This is a genomic window from Dyella thailandensis (assembly GCF_050749815.1).
In the GTDB taxonomy this organism is placed as follows: Bacteria; Pseudomonadota; Gammaproteobacteria; order Xanthomonadales; family Rhodanobacteraceae; genus Dyella_A.
Map to the genome: position 1 here is coordinate 2877867 of NZ_CP192735.1, position 21187 is coordinate 2899053.

Below are 21187 nucleotides of genomic sequence, written 5' to 3' on the forward strand. Positions count from 1 at the left end.
ATTACCACCCGGAGATTCCATGCCCAACGTTAAAGTTCGCGAGAACGAGCCGTTCGAGCTTGCTCTGCGCCGTTTCAAGCGTACCTGCGAGAAGGCCGGTGTGCTTGCCGAAACCCGCAAGCGCGAGTTCTATGAAAAGCCCACCCAGGAGCGCAAGCGCAAGCGCGCCGCCGCGGTGAAGCGTCACCTGCGCCGCCTGTCGCGCGACACCACGCGCCGCACCCGGCTGTACTGAGTCAGGCGCGTCCGCACCTCGCGGACGCCCGGATCGCGACGCCCCGCGTCGATCACGATCCCTCGGCAGCTGGCGCGTTGATCCGCCGCCACTGCGCTACGCTTCAAACACTGGCCGACGCTGCCCCGCGCAGCGCCGGCCTTGTGCGTTTGTGTCTCTCCCACCGCCGCACCAGGAGCCTACCGCCATGTCGACCAAACAGCAGCTCACCGAGGACATGAAGGCCGCCATGCGCGGCGGCGACAAGCACAAGCTGGGCGTGGTCCGGCTGATGCTCGCCGCGGTCAAGCAGCGCGAGGTGGACGAGCGCGTGGAGCTGGACGAGGCCCAGGTGCTGGCCGTGCTGGAGAAGATGCTCAAGCAGCGCAAGGACTCGATCAGCCAGTACGTCGCCGCCGGACGTGAGGATCTGGCCGAGGTCGAGCGCGCCGAGATCACAGTGATCGAGACTTACCTGCCCAGCAAGCTTTCCGACGCCGAACTCGACGCGCTGATCGAGGCGGCCATCGCCGAGACCGGCGCCAGCTCGGCCCGCGACATGGGCAAGGTGGTCGGCGTGGTGAAAACGAAGGCCGCCGGCCGCGCCGACATGGGCGTGGCCTCGGCCCGCATCAAGGCGCGCCTGGGTGGCTGAAGCGAGCGGAGCGTGCACCCTCCTGATGCACGACCTTCACGGCCGACCCCGTACAACGACGCTCACTGATTCCGTGCCGCCCGGCGGCCACCCATCCAGGGAGTGTCACATGCTCAAGTGGGCCATCATCTTCGCCATCATCTCGCTGGTCACCGGCATCCTCGGTTTCCGCGGCGTGTCCGGCGCCACCGCCACCATCGCCAAGGTGCTGTTCGCGATCTTCGTGATCCTGTTCCTGATTGCTCTGCTCGCCGTCATTGGCGTATTCCACATACTCTGACGCCAGCACTAACGTGGGAAAAAAGAAAAGGCGCCGACGGCGCCTTTTCTTTTGCTTCTGGCGCTGCGTTCATCGCCCGACATCGGCCCGTAGGGCGGCAGCGGCGCGCTCGACCACCGGATCACGGCCCGCGCGGGCATCACCAATGGTGGGCGCCACCCGCAGGCTTGGTGCGATCCCCTGCCCGACGAACTCGGTCCCGTCGGGCCAGGTGTCGCGCTTTGCGCAGATCCGTGCATGCCCGCCCCCCGGCAGCTCGAACTGAAGCGGCTGACCGGTGCTGCCACCGGTGGCCTCGCCGATCAACAGACCGCGCCTCATCAGCTTGAACGAAACCACGAAGTCCTCGCCGGCGGAGAACGTCCGCGGGCCGGCCAGCACGGCCACCGGGCCCCGAAAATGCGCCTCATGCGGCCTTTCGAACGACCTCGACGCCAGGGTCCGCCAGGCGACATAGGAGCCGTTCCAGGCGCGGAATACTGGGACGTACTCGAGCGAACGGCGCGCCTCCTCCTGGATTGATTGGTCGGAGAGGTAGGAGAGAATATCCAGGCCGTAGGAGGCAGAGCCTCCGCCGTTGTGCCTCACATCGAGGATCAGGCCCTTCGCGGCGAGAATCTGAGGCAGGTGCTCGGCGAATGCCCGTGGCCCGGCGTCATCCTCGAACTCGTTGACGGCAAGGTATGCGATGCCGCCGGGCAGCATGCGCCATTCCACCTTCGGTCGAATACGGACAGCGGCGTCTGGCTCACGCGAGAGATCCACTGCATAGGTGGTCCCGTCGCCATGCCGCAGCTTCAATCGGACGGGCTTGCGGTGGTCACCGTCGAGCAACTGATAGTCGTACATCCGCACGTGACGGTCCTGCGACGTGGAACTGCTGACGTAGGGCGCGACGTGTTGGCGGGCATACTGCCGCACCGGCTCGCCGTCCACTTCGAGCAGCTCGTCACCTACCCGGATGCCTTTGGCGTCCATCGCTGGACTTCCCACCCAGGTCACGGCTACCTGCCCACCATCGAGCAGGGTCGTGCGTATCGGCGGCTGGGCTAAGAACTCGTTGGCGATCGCGTCCGGGGGATAGATGTCGGTGTGGCCATCGTGCAGCAGCGGAGCAAAGCGCATCATCACGTCGTAGTAGTCGTGCAGCGTCCTGGCAGCGATCACCCGGGGCAGGAAATCCAGATAAGCCTGGTTCCAATCCAGCTCCGGGACATGGTCGAAATAGACGAAGTTGTAGCGAGCCTCCGACCAGAACAGCGACAGCCCGGCCACGCGCTGGGCCTCGGTCAGGCCGGAGGCGGGCAGCGGCATCAGCGCAGAAGCCTTCCAGCGCCGATCGATCCGCCGTAGGTCAGCGACCAGGGCCCGGAAGCGCGGCTCGCCCTGCAGCGGTCTCAAGCCGGGGATCTTCAGCAGGAAATCCGCGTCCTGGGCATACATGCGTAACCTGCGCAGACGTTCCAGCGCATCCAGTGCAGCGGCGTGATCACCCAGCGCCGCCTCGGCGGCCGCCTGGCGTAGCACCGCGTCGAAGCGTCGGTCCTCCGCACGGTCCAGCATCCCTGCATCATCGCGCAGACCAGATTCCAGCGTGTCCAACTCGGCCTGCGCCTGCCTGGCCAGTTGCAGGGCCAGCAATGCCTCCTCGCTGGGCAAACCTTCCTTTGGAGGGCGCAAGACGACCGCCGCGCGGTTGTTGAGATCCTGCACGTGCGCATAGCGCTGGGCCGGCGTCTTGCCGACCTCCTGCGCCCGCAACCCGCTGGCTAACACCAGCAGAGTGAGCCCCTCGATCAGCCAGCGTCCCTGCATCACTATCCCCTCGCTCCATCCGGCGGCCATCCGCCTTTCCAGCGGCTAGACTAGCAAGCCCATGCGCGGCCGTATTCCCGACAGCTTCATCGATGAACTGCTTGCCCGCGTCGACATCGTCGACGTGATCGAGCGGCGCGTGCCGTTGAAGAAGGCCGGGCGCGAATGGACCGCCTGCTGCCCGTTCCACGACGAGCGCTCGCCCTCGTTCTACGTCAGCCCGGCCAAGCAGTTCTATCACTGCTTCGGCTGCGGCGTGCACGGCAGCGCGGTGAAGTTCCTGATGGAGTACGAGCGGCTGGAGTTTCCCGACGCGGTGGAGGAGCTGGCCCAGTCGGTCGGCCTCACCGTCCCGCGCGAGGGCGGTCGTGACGAGCGCCCGCGCGAGGACAAGACTGATCTCTACGCCCTGCTCGACGCCGCCGCTGGCTGGTACCAGCAGCAGTTGCCGAAGAGCCCTGACGCACAGGCCTACTGCAAGAAGCGCGGGCTCGACGCCGACACCATCGCGCGCTTCCGCCTCGGCTGGGCGCCGGCCGGCTTCGATGGCGTGATCAAGGCGCTGGGCACCAACGACAAGCGCCTGCAGCTGCTCAACGAAGCGGGCATGGTCGCCAGCAACGAGCGCGGCAACAAGTACGACCGCTTCCGCGAGCGGCTGATGTTCCCGATCCTCGATCGCCGCGGAAGAGTCATCGCCTTCGGAGGAAGAATCCTTGAAAAGTCCGGCGATGGATCGCCGGTTCTTGATCCTCGCGCGCAGGACGCGCGCAAAAATGACGGCCCCAAATACCTCAACTCGCCCGAGACGCCGCTGTTCCACAAGGGCCGCGAGCTGTTTGCGCTGTGGCAGGTGAAGCAGGCCAACACCAAGCTCGAGCGCATCGTGGTGGTCGAGGGCTACATGGACGTGATCGCCCTGCACCAGGCCGGCCTGCCGATCGCGGTGGCCACGCTGGGCACGGCGACCACGCCGGAGCATACCGAGGTGCTGTTCCGCGCCGCACCCGACGTGGTGTTCTGTTTCGACGGCGACCGCGCCGGCCGCGCCGCGGCGTGGAAGGCGCTGGAGTCGGCGCTGCCGCGGCTGCGCGACGGCCGCCAGGCGTACTTCTTGTTCCTGCCCGACGGTGAGGATCCCGATTCGCTGGTGCGCAAGGAAGGCAAGGACGGCTTCGAGAAGCGTATCCGCGAGGCCACGCCGCTGTCGGACTACTTCTTCGGCGAGCTGTCGCACGACGTCAACATGAGCAGCCTCGATGGCCGCGCGCGGCTGGCCGAGCGCGCGCGCCCGCTGATCGCGAAATTGCCCGACGGTGCCTTCCGCGACCTGATGGCGCAGGAGCTGGAGAAGCGCAGCGGCGCGCGCGCCACGTTCGAGGCACCGGCCGCACAGCGCGCCGTGCAGCGGCCGGTGGCAGTGCAGCGCTCGCTGGTGCGCAGCGCGATCGCACTGCTGCTGGCGCAGCCCAGTCTGGCCGAGCGGGTGGAGCGCCCCTACGGATTCCTGCGCCTGGACAAGCCCGGCGTCGAACTGCTTGCCGAACTGATCGACCTGGCCCGCTCGCGTCCCGGCATCAATCCGGCTTCGCTGGTGGAGCACTACACCGAGCGCCCGGAGTATCCCGCGCTGCAGAAACTGATGGCCGCCGCGGCCGTGGGCGAACCCGAGGCGCAGCAGGTGGAGTTCTTCGAAGCCCTGGCGCGGATGGAGCAGCAGGCCGTGGCGCAGCGCCGCGATGCGCTGGTGGCCAAGAGTCGCGAAGGCGCGCTGAGCGATGCGGAGAAAACCGAGCTGCGCGAACTGCTGGCGGCCAAGCGTGCGCCCACCGCGGCGGCCGAGTGACCCGGGAGTGAGCATGCGGCATCGACAAGGGGGTGCCGATGGATCTGCTTGAGCGCCTGATCGGCATCTTCGCCGAACACGGCTACGTGTCGGTGTTTATCGCGCTGCTGCTGTGCGGCGCGGGCGTGCCGCTGCCGGAGGACATCACCCTGGTCGCCGGCGGCGTCATCGCCGGCCTCGGCTACGCCAACGTGCACGTGATGGTAGGCGTGACCATGGTGGGCGTGCTGGTGGGCGACGCGTCGATGTTCCTGCTCGGCCACCACTTCGGTGCGCGCATCCTGCGCCTGCGGCTGTTTGCCTGGCTGCTGCCGCCGGCGCGCTACGCCAAGGTGCAGCGCAAGTTCGAGCGCTACGGTAACCGCATGATGTTCGTGGCGCGCTTCCTGCCCGGCATGCGCACGGCCGTGTTCATCACCGCCGGCGCCACCCATCGGGTGTCGTTCTGGCGCTTCATCCTGCTCGATGGGCTGGCCGCGCTGATCAGCGTGCCGCTGTGGGTGTACCTGGGTTACCTGGGCGCGGACAACCGCGACTGGCTGGCCACCTGGATCCATCGCGGCCAGGGTGGCCTGTGGGTCGTCGGCGGCGCCCTGGTGGTGATCGCCGCCGGCCTGTGGTGGCGCCACCGCCGCCGGCAGTGCGACGAGCGCTGCTGAAACATGCGGGAGGCGAGATGCCTCCCGCACCTGGATCGCTTACTGCGTCTTTACGCTGACGTCGTCGATGACGAACGAGGTCTGCAGCGAGCCATCTTCCACGCCGTAGAAGTTCACCTGCACCGTCTGCCCCTTGTACGCCCCCAGGTCGATCGTGCGCAGCACGTAGCCGCTGGACGCGTTGGTGTTGGAGTAGGTAGCGAGCGTGACGTAGCTGCCGGCGGCGGTGATCAGCTGCACCTTGAGCGTGTCGTACGCGGTGCTGCCGGACTCGGCGGTGTCCACGTGCAGGTAGAAGCTCAGCGTGGCCGAGGCGACCGACGCGGGAATCGTCACGCTCTGGCGCACGTAGTCGGTGTGGGCCGAGCCGTAACCGTCCAGCCACGCCTTCCAGCTGCCGGCGTGCGCCGCCTCGCTGGTGTCGCTGTTGATCACGCCGCTGGTCTGCGTCCACACCGTCGCGCCGCTTTCGAAGCCGCCGTTGCCGATCAGCTCGGTGCTGCCGCCGCCCGAGCCGCCGCCTGAGCCGTTGGACACGCTGAAGCTCACCGTGCTGCTGGTGCCGACGTTGCCAGCCGCGTCATAGGCCTTGGCGACCAGGCTGTGCGAGCCGTCGGCCAGCGTGGTGGAGTCGAGGCTGGCGCTGTACGGCGAGGCGGTGTCGTTGGCCTTGAGCGCGCCGTCGACGTAGAACTCCACCTTGCTCACGCCCACGTTGTCGCTGGCGCTCGCACTGAAGCTGATCGTGCCGCTGGTGCCGCTCTCGCTGGCACTCACCGTGGGCGGCGTGGTGTCGCCACCGCCGCCGCCCGAGCCCTCGGTCACCCACACAGGCGCCGACCATAGACGCAGACCGTCGTCCTGGGTGATCTTGGCGTAGTAGAAGTGGTCGCCGGCGCTGGGCGTGGTGGTGGTGGTCGCCGTCTCCGACAGCGTGCTCACCGTGCCGTTGCTGCCCGGCACGCCCTGGAACACCTGCACGCGCTGCGCGGTGTGGCCGGTGCTGCTGGCGTAGTTCACGGTGAGCGTGAGCGGACCGCTGTTGCTGAAGCGCTCACCCATCACGTGGCCGTTGGCCGTGAGCACGATCTGCGCGGTCTTGTCCTCGGTGGCGAACACGCGGCGGGCGCGTAGCGCATCGAGGAAGTTCGACGAGTTCAGCGCGGTGCCGCTGGGCAGCAGCACGCCGGTGCGATTGGTGAAGCTCGCACCCCAGTTGGCGCAGTGGTTGTCTTGATCCGAGCTGGGCGCGACGTGGTAACCGCGCTCAAGGATGGTGTTGAAGGCCGTCTCGTAGCTGCTGCGGCTGGTCTCGGTTTCGGTGGTGTTGCTGGAGAACGCCGAGCTGTTGAGCACCTCGGCCAGCACCATCACGGCATCGCCGTCGGCGGTGTAGCCGAAGTTCGTTCCGTTGACCAGGAACTGGCCCGAGCTCGCCGGATGGTTGAACTGGCCGATCCAGCCATTTGTGTGCATCAAGGTGTACAGCGAGGCGTAATCGCTCTTGGCGGTGAACACGTCACCGATCAGCTGGTTGGAGCTGTTGTATTCCCACTCCAGCAGGCTCGGCGTGTTGAAGATATTCATGTGCCCGCCGTTGCTGATCACGCCCCACTCCAGGCCGTAGATGGCGAGGAAGTTGGCGTGCGCGGCATTGAACGTGCTGGCCGCCTGCAGGCCCGACTGGTAAAGGTTGTGCGCAGTGGTCGGGCTGGCCGAGCTGTTGGTGCCGGTCGAGCCGTCGTACATGTGGTTGTGCTCGGACGTCATCAGGAAGTCCAGGCCTTCGTTCATCGCGTACTGGTAGGCATCGGCCGGGCCGTACGGCGCACTCTGCGGGGCCTGCGCATCCTTGCAGGTGGACACCACGCCGCCACCGTCGCTGTGGTTGGTCTGGCTGTGCAGGTTGCCGTAGTAGATCGTGTACGGCAGGCCGCCGGTGGTGCTCACCGACTGCATGGTGGCCGCCTGGGTAGTCACTCCCTGCGTCGTCGAACGATGCATCGGCAGCGCGTGGAAGCTCGGCATCGCCGGCTTGGCCACGCTGCCCACCATCACGTCGTAGCGCTGCTGCTCGATCAGTTCGGGGGCCTTGCTCTGAGCCAATGCCAGCGCCTGATTGGCCAGGCCCGAGCCGATGCGGCCGATCACCGTGTCGTCCAACGCCAACGCGCGCAGCCGCACCGTGTAGTAGCCGGGCGCCAGCGCGGCGCGCTGGGCATCGCGGCCATCCCAGTTCATCCGCACCAGGCTGTCCCGTGCCTTGGCCAGGGTGGTGCTGCCCTGCCAGTGGCGGCGCACCTGGCCGCTGGCGTCGAGCACGTCCACTTCCCAGGCGATCGGCGTGCCCGGCGCGGCGCCGGGATATTCGAAGTGCAAGACGATCGGGCGTGTGGCGGTGGCCGCGAACGGCACCTGCAACGCCACGCCGAATTCCTGGTGATCCGGCAGCGGCATCGTCGCCAGCACCGGGGTACAGAACACCGCACCGGCCAGCACGAGGCTGCCGGCTATCCATGATTTCTTCTGCATGACTCCCGTTCCCCTACGTCAATGTAAGAATTTCCCCCGCGGCGTTATATGGCAGGCCTACGTGGCGCGGGTATGACCAAAGTTCCTAGGACTCGCGCAAGGGTTTGCGCTTTGGCGTCAGCGCGCGGTCCGCGCACTGCACCGGCGGCCGGATAGACTTGCGGTTTTGCCAAACGCATCACGAGCGCATGCGCCGCCTGCCCATCGATCCGTTCACCCAGGCCCTGCTGGTCACCGTCGCATTGGCGTCGCTGCTGCCGTGCCGCGACGCGTGGGCCGTCGCCTTCGATCGCATCACCGATGCGGCCATCGCGCTGCTGTTCTTCCTGCACGGCGCCAAGCTCTCGCGCGCGGCGGTGCTGCACGGCATGACCCACTGGCGCCTGCATGCCTGCGTGTTCGCCTGCACCTTCGTGCTGTTTCCGCTGCTGGGCTGGGTACTGCGGCCGCTGCTTGGCGCCATGCTGACGCCCGCGCTGCTGCTGGGCGTGCTCTACGTGTGCACCCTGCCTTCCACGGTGCAGTCGTCGATCGCCTTCACCTCGATGGCCGGCGGCAACGTGCCGGCGGCGGTGGTCAGCGCCTCCACCTCCAGCCTGGTCGGCACCGTGCTGACGCCGCTGCTGGTGGGACTGACGGTGGCCACGCACGGCAGCGGACACGGCTTCTCGTGGCACGCGGTGGAACAGATCCTCACCCTGCTGCTGTTGCCGTTCGTAGCGGGGCATCTGTTGCGCCCGTGGATTGGCGCCTGGGTGGACCGCCATCGACCGCTGCTGCGCTACACCGACCAGGGCACGATCCTGCTGGTGGTCTACACCGCCTTCAGCGCGGCGGTGGTGGAAGGCCTGTGGAAAACCACGCCGCCGCTGGCGCTGCTGGCCACGCTCGGCGCCGACGCGCTGCTGCTGGCGCTGGTGATGCTCGTGGCCTGGTTCGGCTCCGGCGCACTGAAGTTCGCGCGCGAAGACCGCATCACGATCTTCTTCTGCGGCTCCAAGAAGAGCCTCGCCACCGGCGTGCCGATGGCCAAGCTGCTGTTCGTCGCCCTGCCCGGCGGGCTCGGCGGCATCGTGCTGCCGCTGATGATCTTCCACCAACTGCAGCTGATGGTCTGCGCGGTGATCGCGCGGCGCTTGGCGCGGGGCACCAACATCGCCTCCATGTAGGAGCGCACCCTGTGCGCGAATGCTCTTCGTCACGTGACGGAAAGCGTCGCGCACAGGGTGCGCTCCTACCGGCGAACAGGCAGCCGCCCGAAGGCGCTCAGCCTTCGCCGGGCGAATAGTTGAGGCCGAGCGTCAGCCAGCGGCCGTGCGGGTCCGTCCCCATCAGCAGATCGGCCGTCACGCTGCGCCCCAGCATGCGCCGCAGGCCGGCTTGCCACGCCGGGCTGGCGCCGCGCTGGACATAGCCTTCGGCGAGCAGCAGCCAATGCGAACCCAGCGGGTGTTCCAGGCCCGTGCCGAAGGTCGGTGCGGGAGCGTGTCCTCGCGCCACGCTCCAGCCGGCATTGAGGTGGGCCAGCCCAAGGCCCGGCACCGGCACGCTGGCGATCAGGTTGGCGACCGCCGCGCCCGGCGTGCCCGCATGACCGCTCCAGGCCGAGCCTACGGAGACCGCGAAGCCGGGCGTAGCCTCGCCCACGTCGCGCAGCGTGTGTTTCAGACCGAAGCTCAGCTCGGCAGGCGTCGCCGTGGACGCCACCGATCCGCCAAGGCTGTATTCGACGCCGCCCAGCGCACAGGCCGGGACGGCGCTGGCGTCAGCAGCGCCGGTCGGTGCCAGGCGCAGCCAGGATTCCAGCTGGCAGTGGCCGTCCGGCGTCGTCCCGGCGTCGTCGACCAGCAGGCTGGCACCGGCCCGTGCCGCCAGCGACGGCAGCAGGGCGGATGCCAGTACGAGCGTACCGGCGAGGCGGCGCATGATCGGTTCCCCCGACCATCGTCACAGCCAGCGCCCGAAGCGCCGGATGTACAGCCGCTTCACCAGCTGGGTCAGCACGCTGTAGCTGACCAGGGTGAGCACCAGCCAGCCGAAGTAGGCCGGCGGCAGCGGCACCATGCCGAGCTTGGCGCCGATCGCGGTGAAAGGAATCACCAGCCCCAGCGTGATGATCGCGGCGGTGAGCGCCAGCACCGGCGCCGAAGCCATGCTCTGCAGGAACGGGATGCGCCGGGTGCGGATCATGTGCACGATCAGCGTCTGCGACAGCAGGCCCTCGATGAACCAGCCGGACTGGAACAGCGACTGGTGCGCCGGCGAGTTCGCGCCGAACACGTGCCACATCAGCCAGAATGTGGTGATGTCGAAGATCGAGCTGATCGGCCCGATCCAGGCCATGAAGCGGCCGATGTCACTGGCGTCCCACTTGCGTGGGCGACGCAGGTACTCCTCGTCGAGCCGGTCGAACGGGATCGACAGCTGCGAGATGTCGTACAAGAGGTTCTGCACCAGGATCTGCAGCGGCAGCATCGGCAGGAACGGCAGGAACGCGCTGGCCACCAGCACGCTGAACACGTTGCCGAAGTTCGAGCTGGCGGTCATCTTGATGTACTTCATGATGTTGCCGAAGGTGATCCGTCCCTCGATCACGCCCTCCTCCAGCACCATCAGGTTCTTTTCCAGGAGAATGATGTCGGCCGACTCCTTGGCGATGTCGGTGGCGGTATCCACCGAGATGCCCACGTCCGCCTCACGCAGCGCCGGCGCGTCGTTGATGCCGTCGCCGAGGAAGCCCACGGTGTGGCCCTGGCGCTGCAGCGACTTCACCACCCGCGCCTTCTGCAGCGGCGACATCTTGGCGAACACGGTGGTGCGCGCGACCAGCGCGTCCAGCGCCGCGTCGTCCAGCGATTCGATATCGCGCCCCTGCGCGGAGTGCTCCACGTCCAGCCCCACTTCGCGGCAGATCTTGCGCGTCACCGCCTCGTTGTCGCCGGTGATCACCTTCACTGCCACGCCGTGCTGGTTGAGCGCACGGATCGCGGTGGCAGCCGAATCCTTCGGCGGGTCGAGGAAGGCCAGGCAGCCGACCGCGGTCAGCCCGGCCTCGTCGGCCACGCCGTAGGGACGGCCGGTCGCCGGCTGCTGACGGATCGCCACCACCAGCACGCGCAGGCCGTCGTGGTTGAGCTCGCGCGTCATGTCCTTGATCGCGGTGCGGCGCTCGGCCGTCATCGGCACCAGCTCGCCGCCGATGCGCGCGTGATCGCAGATCGCCAGCATCTCCTCCACCGCACCCTTACACACCAGCAGGTGCTCGCCGCCGGCGTCGCCCAGCACCACCGACATGCGCCGGCGCTGGAAGTCGAACGGGATCTCGTCCACCAGCCGGTACATGCTGGCGGCGGGCTCCAGATCGCGATGCTCCAGCACCGCCTTGTCCATCAGGTTCTTCAGGCCGGTCTGGAAGCGGCTATTGAGGTAGCCGAACTCCAGCGCCTCGTCGGACTCCTCGCCGTCCAGGTCGAGGTGACGCTCGAGCACGATCTTGTCCAGCGTCAGCGTGCCGGTCTTGTCGGTGCACAGCACGTCCATCGCGCCGAAGTTCTGGATCGCGTTGAGGCGCTTGACCACCACCTTGCGCTTGGACATCGCCATCGCGCCCTTGCCCAGGTTGGCGGTGACGATCAGCGGCAGCATCTCCGGGGTCAGGCCCACCGCCACCGACAGTGCAAACAGCAGCGCCTCGAAGAAGTTGCCCTTGTCCCACCAGTTCAGCGCGAACACGATCGGCACCATCACCGCCATGAAGCGGATCAGCAGCCAGCTGACCGACTTCACGCCGCGGTCGAAGCTGGTCTGCACGCGCTGGCCGGTGAGGCTGCGCGAGATCGAGCCGAGATAGGTGCGGCTGCCGGTAGCCACCACCAGCGCGCTGGCGGTGCCGCTGATCACGTTGGTGCCCATGTAGCAGACGCTGGAGAGATCCAGCGGGTTGGCGCTGCCGGCATCGAGCAGGTCGCGGCCGCTGGGCGCGGCCTTCTCCACCGGCAGCGATTCGCCGGTGAGGATCGCCTGGCTGATGAACAGATCCTTGGCGCTGAGCAGGCGCAGGTCCGCCGGCACCATGTCGCCGGCGGCCAGGTGCACGATGTCGCCGGGCACCAGCTCGACCACCGGCACCTCGATGCGCTCGCTGTGGCCATCGGAGGCGCGGCGGGTGACGCTGGCAGTGTTGCGCACCATCGCCTTGAGCTTTTCCGCCGCCTGCGAGGAGCGGTATTCCTGGGTGAAGCTCAGCAGCACGCTGATCGCCACCATCACCATCACGATCAGCGGACCGGTGAGGTCGCTGGCGTCGGTGGCCAGCTGCACCACCGCCAGCGACAGCAGCACGATGATGAACGGGTTGAGGAAGGCGTGCAGCAGCTGGCGCGACCAGTGCGGCGGCTTTTCGTGCGATACCTCGTTGGGGCCATCGGCCTGCAGGCGCGCCTGGATCGCCTCTTCGTCGAGGCCGTCATGGCCGGTGGCAAAGCTGGCGAACAGCGCGTCCACCGGGCGCCACGCCTCGGCGGCAGCGGCGACGGTGGTCGGCAGGGGGGAGGTCTTGCCCGCGGTCTTGCGTGCCGCGTGGAGGGGGGGCTGCCGGGTCATGGAGAGGCTTCCGTGGTTGCGAGTCTGCGCTACGCCGGAAGCCCATGAGAAAGATCAGCTGGCCGCCGGCACGAGAGGGCTCGGCCGCGATCGCCTGAGCGATCGCGGCGGTCGAGAGCCTGGCGGAGGCCAGCCCCTGCGGATGAAGCAGCAGCGCATCAGTGCAGGCCCGGCATCGCGGACGGGGTGATCGCGGCGCGCTCGGCGACGCGCGTCGAGACGTTGCGCGGGGCCGGTACGGTCACGGTGTAGCGGCGCTCGGAACACGCACGCACGCCGAACAGCTGGGGACGCAGCACGCGCCAGCGGAGGGAATCGCGAAGGAGCTTCATGGGCCCATCTCCTCGGGTAACGGTGCCTGTGGCGCACCGTCAGGAGTGGGCCGGACGTTTCCTAGCGGAAAGCGTCGGCCGACCGCAGGCGGTCGCCGCAGGCGTTCGACTTGTGATGCGTCGCCGGCACCCGATGCTCGCGGGTGTCGACGTTGCGACTAGGGTAGACGTCCATATGCCTTGGTTGGTGGACTTGAGGTGCCGTAACGGCGCGGCGCGCCGGACGGCGCGCGGATTGTTGTGCTGCAGCAGGGCGCTGTCAATGCCTGCGACGACGAAAGTTCCTGCGCCACTCAACCGCCGGACGGCAACGCCGGCAGCGGCGGGTTGAGCGAGGCGTTCGCCGCGGCGCCGGCGGCCGGCGCATCCTCGTCGTGATCGCCCGGATCGTGGCGGTGCCACACCGCGTGTGCGTCGACCTTGACCCGGGTGACCGCCTCGATCGCGTCGATCTCGGCGCGGCTGGCCGCCAGCGCCGCCTCTTGAGCGGCGCGGCGCGCGATCAGCATTTCATCCAGCCCCAGCTCGCCGAGCGCGTAGCCGCGTTCGGCCTTGTCGGCGCTGCTCGCGGTGGCCGCAGCGGCCTGCTGCTGGCGCTGCCAAATGGTGTAGCGCGCGCGGGCCAGCGTCACCACCTGACGCGCGTCGCGGCCGACGTCGCGGCGAGTCATCGCCAGATCGGCCTCGGCGCCCATCGCATCGGCGCCGGCGGCGGCCGCTTCCGCGGCGCGGTAGGACACGCCCAGCGGCATCGTCACGGTGACCCCGAACGCCTGCTCGCGACCGCCGCGGTCGCTGACCATGCGCAGGCCGATCTGAGGATCGGGCAGGCGGTCGGCGCGCGCGCGGCGCGCCTCGGCGTCCTTCTTGCGGGCGATCGCCGCGGCGGTGCCGATCTCGTGGCTGCGCTGCTGGATGAGTTCGACCCACGCGGTATCGCTGCCATCCAGCGCGGTCGGCGCGGCCGGCAGATGCACCGTTGTCGGCAGCGGCAGAACGGGAAAGGCAGAGGACAGCGCCAGCTTCGCGGTATCCGCGTCGGCCTGCGCCTGCGCCACCGCCGCCTCGGCCTGCGCCACCGCGGCGTCGAGCGTGATCCGGTCGCGCGCCGCCGCGTCGCCCAGCTGCACGCGACGCGCGACGGCGCTGCGCTCGCGCTGCCACGCCGCCAGTTGGGCTTCGTGGAGCGCTGTGGCGGCGGCCGCGCGCTGCCAGTCCGACCACAGCGCGAGCAGCCGGCGCGCCGCCGCATGGTGCGCATCCTCGAACGCGAGGCTGGCCGCCTCGCGACCAGCCGCTCCGATCTCGCGATCCAGCCGCGCCTTGCCCGGCCAGCGCACGCCGCGGGAGAGATCGACTTCCCACTCTCGGTAGCGGCGGTCGCCGTCGATGCGGCGGGTCTGCGGGATCAGCGACAGCTGCGGCTCGTGCGGGCCGACCTGGCGCATGCGCGCTTCCGCCTCGGCACGGCCCAGCCGCGCCTGCGCCGCCTGCACCTCGGGAGTGCCCTGGATTACCTTCAGCACCAGCTCCTGCGGCGGCAACGAGGTATCCGCGAGCGCGTTGCCCGCGGCGACCGACTGCGCGAACGTCGCCGGTGCGGTCAGCGCACTGGCCAGCGCAAGGGCAAGCAGCAGGCGCTTCATGCCAGCTCTCCCATCGCTTCGACCGGCTCGACCCACCAGCGCAGCCGGCTGTGCGCGAAGCGCGCCGCGAGCAGGTCGAGCACACGCTTGACGTCGCCCTCCGGCAGCACGATCCACAGTTGCAGGCGGTCGATGCGGCCGCGCACGCTTTCCTGCACCGAGGCGCGCGCGAAGCCCTCGCCGTGACCGGCGACGAGCGCGGTGGTGAAGCCGGGCAAGGCCGGCTGCAGGTCGAGCAGGGCTTCGACCAGGGTCTCTTCCAGTTCACGCGCGGCGAGCAGGGTCAGCCGCTTGAGGATGAGCGTCATGGGAATCTCCTAGCGGCCCGGTCAGGCCTTGGACTCGCCGTAGCGGCGGAACAGCACCGGCAGCAGCAGCAGGGTGAGCGCGGTGCAGGTGACCAGGCCGCCGATCACCACGATCGCCAGCGGCCGCTGCACCTCCGAGCCGGGACCGCTGGCGAACAGCAGCGGCACCAGGCCCAGCGCGGTGATCGAGGCGGTCATCATCACCGGCCGCAGCCGGCGCAGCGCGCCTTCGTGCACCGCCTCGGCCAGCGCCATGCCGGTGGCGCGCAGCTGGTTGAAGTGGGTCACCAGCACCAGGCCGTTGAGCACGGCAATGCCGAGCAGCGCGATGAAACCCACCGACGCGGGCACCGACAGGTACTGCCCGGTGAGCCACAGGGTGATCACGCCGCCGACCAGCGCGAACGGCACGTTGCACAGGATCAGCACCGCCTGGCGCACCGAGCCGAAGGTGGAGAACAGCACCAGGGAGATCAGCCCCAGCGCGATCGGCACCACCACCGCGAGCCGCGCGGCGGCGCGCTGCTGGTTCTCGAACTGGCCGCCCCAGGTCACCGAGTAGCCGGCCGGCAGGTGCACCTGCTGCTGCACGCGCTGGCGCGCCTCCTCGACGAAGCCGACCAGGTCGCGCCCGGCCACGTTGGCCTGCACCAGCGCGAAGCGCGAGCCGTTCTCCCGGCGCACCTGCACCGGTCCGGTGCCGGGCTCGATCGTCGCCAGCTGGTCCAGCGGCACCTCGCCGGCGTCGCCGCGGGCCAGGCTCAGGCGCTCGAACTGCGCCGGCGTCTGCGCCACCCACGGCGCGCCGCGCACCAGCAAGGGCGTGCGCCGCTGCTGTTCCAGCACCACGCCGGCGCCCTGCCCTTCTAGCTGACCGCGCAGCTCGTCCTGCACGGCGGATACGTCCAGCCCGTAGCGGCCGGCGAGCATGCGGTCCACGCGCACGCGCAAGTAGCGCACGCCTTCCTGCGTCTGCGCGATCACGTCCTGGCTGCCCTGGGTCTGCTGCATGATCGCGGCGATGCGGTTGGCCAGCTGATTGAGCGTGGACAGCTCGGGGCCGAACACCTTCACCGCCACGTCGCCGCGGCTGCCGGTGAGCATCTCGGACACGCGCATCTGGATCGGCTGGGTGAAGCCGTACTCGATGCCGGGGAAGTCGGCCATCACCGCACGCAGTTGCTCCTCCAGCCAAGCGTTGCTCGGCTCGCGCCACTGCGACTTGGGCTTGAGCTGCAGGAACATGTCGGTCTCGTTGAGGCCCATCGGATCCAGGCCCAGCTCGTCCGAACCCAGCCGCGCGATGACGTGCTCCACCTCGGGCAGCTTCGCCTTGATCGCCCGTTCGATCGCCAGGTCCTGGTCGCGCGAGGCCTCCAGGCTGATCGACGGCTGCTTGACCAGCTGCACCAGCATGTCGCCCTCGTCCATGGTCGGCATGAAGGTCTTGCCGGTGCCCAGGTAGGCGCCCACGCCGAGCAGCAGCACCACGCCAGCGCCGATGCCCATTGCGCGGCCGTGGCCCAGCGACCAGTCCAGCAGCGGCCGGTAGCCGCGCTCGATCTGGCGCATCAGCCACGGCTCGCCGTGCGTGTGTTCGCGCAGCAGCAGCGAGCACAGCACCGGGATCACCGTCATCGACAGCGCCAGCGAGGAGGCCAGCGCAAACACGATGGTCAGCGCCACCGGCCCGAACAGCTTGCCCTCCAGCCCCTGCAGGGTGAGCAGCGGCACGAACACCAGGCAGATGATCACGATGCCGGCGGTGACCGGCTTGGCCACCTCGACCACGGCGCGGTAGATGCGGTGCAAGCGCGGCAGCTGGGTCGCACCGCTGGCCGGAGCGAGCTGGCTGACGGTGTTCTCCACCACCACCACGGCCGCGTCCACCAGCATGCCGATGGCGATCGCCAGGCCGCCCAAGCTCATCAGGTTGGCGCTCATGCCGAACAACTGCATCAGCATGAAGGTGCACAGCGCGGCCATCGGCAGCGTGAGCGACACCACCAGCGCGGCGCGCACGTCGCCGAGGAACAGCAGCAGCAGGATCACCACCAGCACGGTAGCCTCGATCAGCGCGTCCTTCACCGTGCCCACCGCGCGCTCGATCAAGGCGCTGCGGTTGTAAAATGGCTCGATCGTCACGCCGGAAGGGAAGCTGGCCTGCAGCTCGGCCAACTTCGCCTGCACCTGCCCGACCACGCGCTGCGCGTCGGCGCCGCGCAGCCCGACCACCAGGCCCTCGACCGCCTCGCCCTCGCCGTCGCGGGTGACCGCGCCGTAGCGGGTGAGCGCGCCGTAGCGCACCTCGGCCACGTCGCCCACGCGCACCGGCACCCCGTCGCGGCTGGCCACCACCACCTCGCGCACGTCCTCGAGCGTGCGCAGCGCGCCCTCGGCGCGCACGATCAGCGCGTAGTCGCCGTCGCGCAGGCGGCCGGCGCCGTCGTTGCGGTTGTTGCGCTGGAGCGCGTCGATCACGTCCTTGAAGTGCAGGCCGGTGGCCGACAGCCGTGCGCGATCGGGTTCGACCAGGAAGCTGCGCACCTGGCCGCCGAGCGCGTTGAGGTCGGCCACGCCGGGGATCGTGCGCAGCGCCGGGCGGATGGTCCAGTCCAGCAGGGTGCGCCGCTCGGCCAGGCTCAGGCCGCCGCCCTCGATGGTGAACATGAACATGTCCGACAGCGGCGTGGCGATCGGTGCGAGGCCGCCGGAGATGTCCGGCGGCAGCGAGCCGGAGGCCGCAGCGAAACGCTCGGCGACCTGCTGGCGCGCCCAGTAGATGTCGGTGCCGTCGCGGAAGTCGAGGGTGACGTCGGCGATCGCGTACTTGGCGGTGGAGCGCAGCATCACCGCGTCGGGGATGCCGAGCAGCTCCATCTCCAGCGGCGTGACCACGCGCGCCTCCACTTCCTCCGGGGTCATGCCCGGCGCTTTCAGGATCAACTTCACCTGGGTCGGCGCGATGTTCGGATAGGCGTCGATCGGCAGGCGCATGAAGGCCCACACGCCGCCGCCGGCCAGGGCCAGCGCGGCGAGCAGCACCAGCAGGCGCTGCGACAGCGAGAATTCGATCAGCCGGCGCAGCATGTCACTGGCCTCCGGCCGGCATCGCGTCCAGCCGCGCCGCGCCACGCACCACCAGCTCGCTGCCGGCGGCGATCGGGCCGGTGATCACGCTCTCACCGGTGGTGGTCTGCGCCAGGCGCTGCACCGGCACGGCGACGAAACCGCCGCCGCGGGCCACGTACACGCGGGTCTGCCCTTCGCGCTCGACCACCGCCTCGGACGGCACCCGCACCGCGCCGGCCGGCGCCGGCAGCAGCAAGCTCGCGCGCACCTGCTGGCCGACCAGCAGGCGGCCACCGTCGACCTCGGCGCGCACGCGCACGGTCTGGCTGGACGGATCGACCGCGCCGCCGATCTCGCTGACCTGGCCCTCGCCGCCGCCAGCCACCCGCACCGGCAGGCCGGCGCGCAGGGTGCCCGCGTCGCGTGCGGGCACCTGCATTTCCAGCATCACCTGGCTACCCGCGGCCAGCACGTAGGCCTTGGCGAACATCGCCACCGGCTCACCCAGCTGCAACGATCGCTCCAGCACGCGGCCGGCGATCGGCGCGTGCAGCTCGTAGGTACCGGGCGCGGCGCCGGCGGGCGCCATCGCGCGCGCAGCCTGCAGCTCGCGCAGACGGGCCGCGGCGGCGGCGCTTCGGGCCTCGTCGGCCTGCGCCCGCGCCGCCGGGATGATGCCCTCGGCGAGCAGCTGGCGATCGCGCTCGGCCTGCGCGCTGGCCACGCGGAACTCGCCCTGCGCGGCGGCGAGATCGGCGCCCAGCGTCATCGCCTCGCGGCTGCGGATACGCGCCAGCGGCTGGCCTTGTTTGACCGTCTGGCCCTCGCGCGCGAGCAGCTCGACCACCACACCTTCGTAGGGAGCGGTTACCACCGCGCTACCGGTCAACGGCACGCTGACCCGGGCCGGCAGGCCGTCCAGCGGCACGTGTTCGGCGCGCTGCGCCTGGCCGGTGCGGATGTCCAGCGCCTGCTTTTGCGTCGGGGTCAGCGTCTTCAGCGTTTCGGCCGCCGCGACCGGCCGCCAGGCCAGCGCAGGCAGGAAGATCAGCAACGGCAGCAGCCGACGGGACATGGCGCACTCCAGGGCAGGACGATTCGTTCGCCAAGCGTGGAGCGCGAAACTTCAGGGATGCTTAAGACGCCGGGCTTTCCGGCAGGGCAATCGGTCGCAGGGGGCCGAGCTCGGCCCACAGCACGCCGTGTTCCAGCGCAAAGTACAGGCGTAGACCGAGCAGGCCGGCCAGCGTGCCGGCCAGCGCCAGTCCCAGGCCGCCGTGCTGGCTGGCCTCGCGCGCGGCGGACTTGCGCCAGAAGCGCTCGCCGAGTCGCTCCACGTCGTCCTGCGTCAGCTGCGGCGCGGCGTTGCCCAGGCGCAGGGTGAAGCCCTCGTCCGACGTGATCAGCGCCAACTGCACCGTGCTGTCCGCCGGGGCGTACTCGGCCGCGTTGAGCAGCAGGTTGTCGACGATGCGCTCGAGCAGCGCCGGATCGGACATCACCCAGCATTCGTCCGGCAGCGAGGCGGCGAGGGTCACCTCGCGCTTGCCGGCCGGCGTGGCGGCCAGCGCCAGCGAGCGGCGCAGCAGATCGACCAGCTCCAGCGGCTCGACCTGCGCCTGTTCGATGCCCGCCTCGTAGCGCGACAGCGCCAGCAGACCATCGATGCAGCGCTGCATGCGGTCGATCGACGCCAGCGCCCCCGCCAGCACCTGCGCCGACGGGGCGCCGCGCGTGGCCAGCTCGACCGCCATGCGGGTCTCGGCCAGCGGCGTGCGCAGCTCGTGCGCCACGTCGCGGGCGAAACGTCGCTCGCGGCCCAGCGCCGCTTGCAGCCGGGCGAATGCGGCATTGAGCGCATCGGCGAAGGGGCGCAGTTCGCTGGGCATGCGCGCCACCGGCAGTGGCTCTACCCGCGGCGCCCCGTCCAGCCCGGTACCGGCGGCGAAGGCGAGCAGCGGGCGCAGTCCGCCGCGTACGGCCAACACCGACAGCAGCGCGGCGAGCAAGCCCATGCCGACCACGCCCATCACCAGCGCCACGTGCACGCGGCGCTCGAGCTGGTCGACCTGTTCGCGCTCCTCGGCGACCACCAGCACGGCCTCGTCGGCGCGCCCGGGCATGGCGAAGCGCAGGCCGACGGCGCGGCCGCGGTGGCCGTCGGGCAGGCGCAGGTCGTAGAACAGCGGCGCGTTGGCCGGCACCGGCGCCGGCGGGGGCTGCAGGTTGCTCGCCGCATTGCTGGCCGAGCTGAGCAGGGTGCGTCCGGCGGCGTCCCAGATCTGCACGAAGTCAGTGTGGCCGCCGGTGGCGTATTCCGGCACCAGCTCGTGCAGCTCCTGCCAGGCGTCATCGCGCGGATGCGACTCCAGCAGCACCACCACGCTCCGCGCGCGGCCGAGCAGGGTGGCGTCGAGCCGGCCGAAGATCTGCCGGTCGATGCTGAAATCCAGCAGCAGGAACAGCGCGAGCATCAGCGTGCCCAGACCACCGAGCAACAGCAGTAGCAGCCGTGCGCGGATCGAGCCGAACAGCGGCTTACGCGGCCACGACATAGCCGAAGCCTCGCCGCGTTTCGATCAGATCCTCCACGCCGGCCTGCGCCAGCTTGGTGCGCAGGGTGCTCACCAGCACCTCGATCACCTTGTCCGACGCTTCGCTGCGCGCGTCGTACAGGCCCTCGAACAGCGCCGCGCGCGAGAACACCCGGCCACGGTGCGCCAGCAGCATCGCCAGCAGCGCGTATTCCTTCGGCGACAGCGCCAGCGGCGCGCCATCGACGTGGGCGACGCGCGCGCGCGGATCCACCACCAGGCGCCCGGCCTCCAGCAGCACCGGCGCGTTGTCGCCGCGGCGCATCAGCGCGTGCAGACGCGCCAGCAGCTCGGCGTAGGCGAACGGCTTGACCATGAAATCGTCGGCGCCGAGGTTGAGCACCTCGACGCGATCCTCCACCTGCCCGCGCGCGGACAACACCAGCACGCGCGGCCGCTCCGGCCGGTCACGCAGCTGGCGCAGCACCGTCCAGCCGTCCATGCGCGGCATCATCAGGTCGAGCGTGACCACGTCGTAGCTGAAGCTGGCCAGGAAATGCATGGCCTGCTCGCCGTCGGTGGCGACGTCGACCACGTGGCCATCGCGCACCAGCGCATCGCGCAGGTCGCGACCGAGCGTGGGCGAGTCCTCGGCGATCAGTATCCGCACGGCCGCCCCCGCAGCGCTTCGC

General features: G+C 69.6%; 17 protein-coding genes. 6 read left to right on the forward strand and 11 right to left on the reverse strand.

The genetic code is table 11. From position 1 onward, the window contains the following. The first annotated feature begins 19 nt into the window (after positions 1-19). The 3 genes from rpsU to ACQVBX_RS13320 all read left to right on the forward strand — a co-directional run bounded on the left by rpsU (position 20) and on the right by ACQVBX_RS13320 (position 1149). Positions 20-235, forward strand: a complete 216-nt coding sequence (rpsU, locus tag ACQVBX_RS13310) for a 30S ribosomal protein S21 (protein WP_017463750.1) — start codon at positions 20-22, stop codon at positions 233-235. Positions 236-422: 187 nt separating this feature from the next. Beyond that, the gene (locus tag ACQVBX_RS13315; protein WP_431634661.1) at positions 423-869 is read left to right on the forward strand and encodes a GatB/YqeY domain-containing protein; all 447 of its coding nucleotides are present in this window, start codon (positions 423-425) and stop codon (positions 867-869) included. Between the two features lie 109 nt (positions 870-978). Further along, complete coding sequence (locus ACQVBX_RS13320) at positions 979-1149, forward strand: DUF1328 domain-containing protein (RefSeq protein WP_431634663.1); 171 nt, start codon at positions 979-981, stop codon at positions 1147-1149. Positions 1150-1218: 69 nt separating this feature from the next. Here the strand turns inward: ACQVBX_RS13320 and ACQVBX_RS13325 are convergent, their stop codons facing one another. After that, positions 1219-2994, reverse strand: coding sequence for a S41 family peptidase (locus ACQVBX_RS13325; RefSeq protein ID WP_431634665.1), 1776 nt, complete (start codon positions 2992-2994; stop codon positions 1219-1221). A gap of 31 nt (positions 2995-3025) precedes the next feature. On the opposite strand from ACQVBX_RS13325, the gene dnaG reads away from it, so the two are divergent. Then, positions 3026-4810 (forward strand): DNA primase, encoded by a 1785-nt coding sequence (gene dnaG / locus ACQVBX_RS13330; protein WP_431634667.1) that lies wholly within the window; start codon positions 3026-3028, stop codon positions 4808-4810. 38 nt (positions 4811-4848) lie between these two features. Next, positions 4849-5469, forward strand: a complete 621-nt coding sequence (locus tag ACQVBX_RS13335; RefSeq protein WP_431634669.1) for a DedA family protein — start codon at positions 4849-4851, stop codon at positions 5467-5469. A 39-nt stretch (positions 5470-5508) separates the two neighbouring features. Here the strand turns inward: ACQVBX_RS13335 and ACQVBX_RS13340 are convergent, their stop codons facing one another. After that, positions 5509-8001 carry a CehA/McbA family metallohydrolase gene (locus ACQVBX_RS13340; RefSeq protein WP_431634671.1) on the reverse strand — a complete coding sequence of 831 codons (2493 nt, stop codon included), beginning with the start codon at positions 7999-8001 and terminating at the stop codon, positions 5509-5511. 188 nt (positions 8002-8189) lie between these two features. Here ACQVBX_RS13340 and ACQVBX_RS13345 point away from each other — a divergent pair, with 188 nt between their 5' ends. After that, positions 8190-9170: a bile acid:sodium symporter family protein gene (locus ACQVBX_RS13345; RefSeq protein ID WP_431634673.1), complete on the forward strand. Its 981-nt coding sequence runs from the start codon at positions 8190-8192 to the stop codon at positions 9168-9170. 97 nt (positions 9171-9267) lie between these two features. Here ACQVBX_RS13345 and ACQVBX_RS13350 read toward each other — a convergent pair whose 3' ends face one another. The 9 genes from ACQVBX_RS13350 to ACQVBX_RS13390 all read right to left on the reverse strand — a co-directional run bounded on the left by ACQVBX_RS13350 (position 9268) and on the right by ACQVBX_RS13390 (position 21165). Beyond that, the gene (locus ACQVBX_RS13350; RefSeq protein WP_431634674.1) at positions 9268-9927 is read right to left on the reverse strand and encodes a hypothetical protein; all 660 of its coding nucleotides are present in this window, start codon (positions 9925-9927) and stop codon (positions 9268-9270) included. A gap of 21 nt (positions 9928-9948) precedes the next feature. Further along, positions 9949-12603, reverse strand: a complete 2655-nt coding sequence (gene mgtA / locus ACQVBX_RS13355) for a magnesium-translocating P-type ATPase (protein WP_431634676.1) — start codon at positions 12601-12603, stop codon at positions 9949-9951. 158 nt (positions 12604-12761) lie between these two features. Next, positions 12762-12935, reverse strand: coding sequence for a hypothetical protein (locus ACQVBX_RS13360; protein WP_431634678.1), 174 nt, complete (start codon positions 12933-12935; stop codon positions 12762-12764). A 293-nt stretch (positions 12936-13228) separates the two neighbouring features. Beyond that, complete coding sequence (locus ACQVBX_RS13365) at positions 13229-14581, reverse strand: TolC family protein (protein ID WP_431634679.1); 1353 nt, start codon at positions 14579-14581, stop codon at positions 13229-13231. Then, positions 14578-14889 (reverse strand): DUF3240 family protein, encoded by a 312-nt coding sequence (locus ACQVBX_RS13370; protein WP_253564103.1) that lies wholly within the window; start codon positions 14887-14889, stop codon positions 14578-14580. Before ACQVBX_RS13370 ends, ACQVBX_RS13365 begins: the two co-directional genes overlap by 4 nt. 21 nt (positions 14890-14910) lie before the next feature. Then, positions 14911-17979 carry an efflux RND transporter permease subunit gene (locus ACQVBX_RS13375; protein ID WP_431634680.1) on the reverse strand — a complete coding sequence of 1023 codons (3069 nt, stop codon included), beginning with the start codon at positions 17977-17979 and terminating at the stop codon, positions 14911-14913. A gap of 1 nt (position 17980) precedes the next feature. Continuing rightward, positions 17981-19036: an efflux RND transporter periplasmic adaptor subunit gene (locus ACQVBX_RS13380; protein ID WP_431634681.1), complete on the reverse strand. Its 1056-nt coding sequence runs from the start codon at positions 19034-19036 to the stop codon at positions 17981-17983. Positions 19037-19097: 61 nt separating this feature from the next. Then, the gene (locus tag ACQVBX_RS13385; protein WP_431634682.1) at positions 19098-20516 is read right to left on the reverse strand and encodes a histidine kinase dimerization/phospho-acceptor domain-containing protein; all 1419 of its coding nucleotides are present in this window, start codon (positions 20514-20516) and stop codon (positions 19098-19100) included. Further along, the gene (locus ACQVBX_RS13390) at positions 20500-21165 is read right to left on the reverse strand and encodes a response regulator transcription factor (protein ID WP_431634683.1); all 666 of its coding nucleotides are present in this window, start codon (positions 21163-21165) and stop codon (positions 20500-20502) included. The genes ACQVBX_RS13385 and ACQVBX_RS13390 overlap by 17 nt, the downstream gene beginning before the upstream one ends. Positions 21166-21187: the final 22 nt, after the last annotated feature.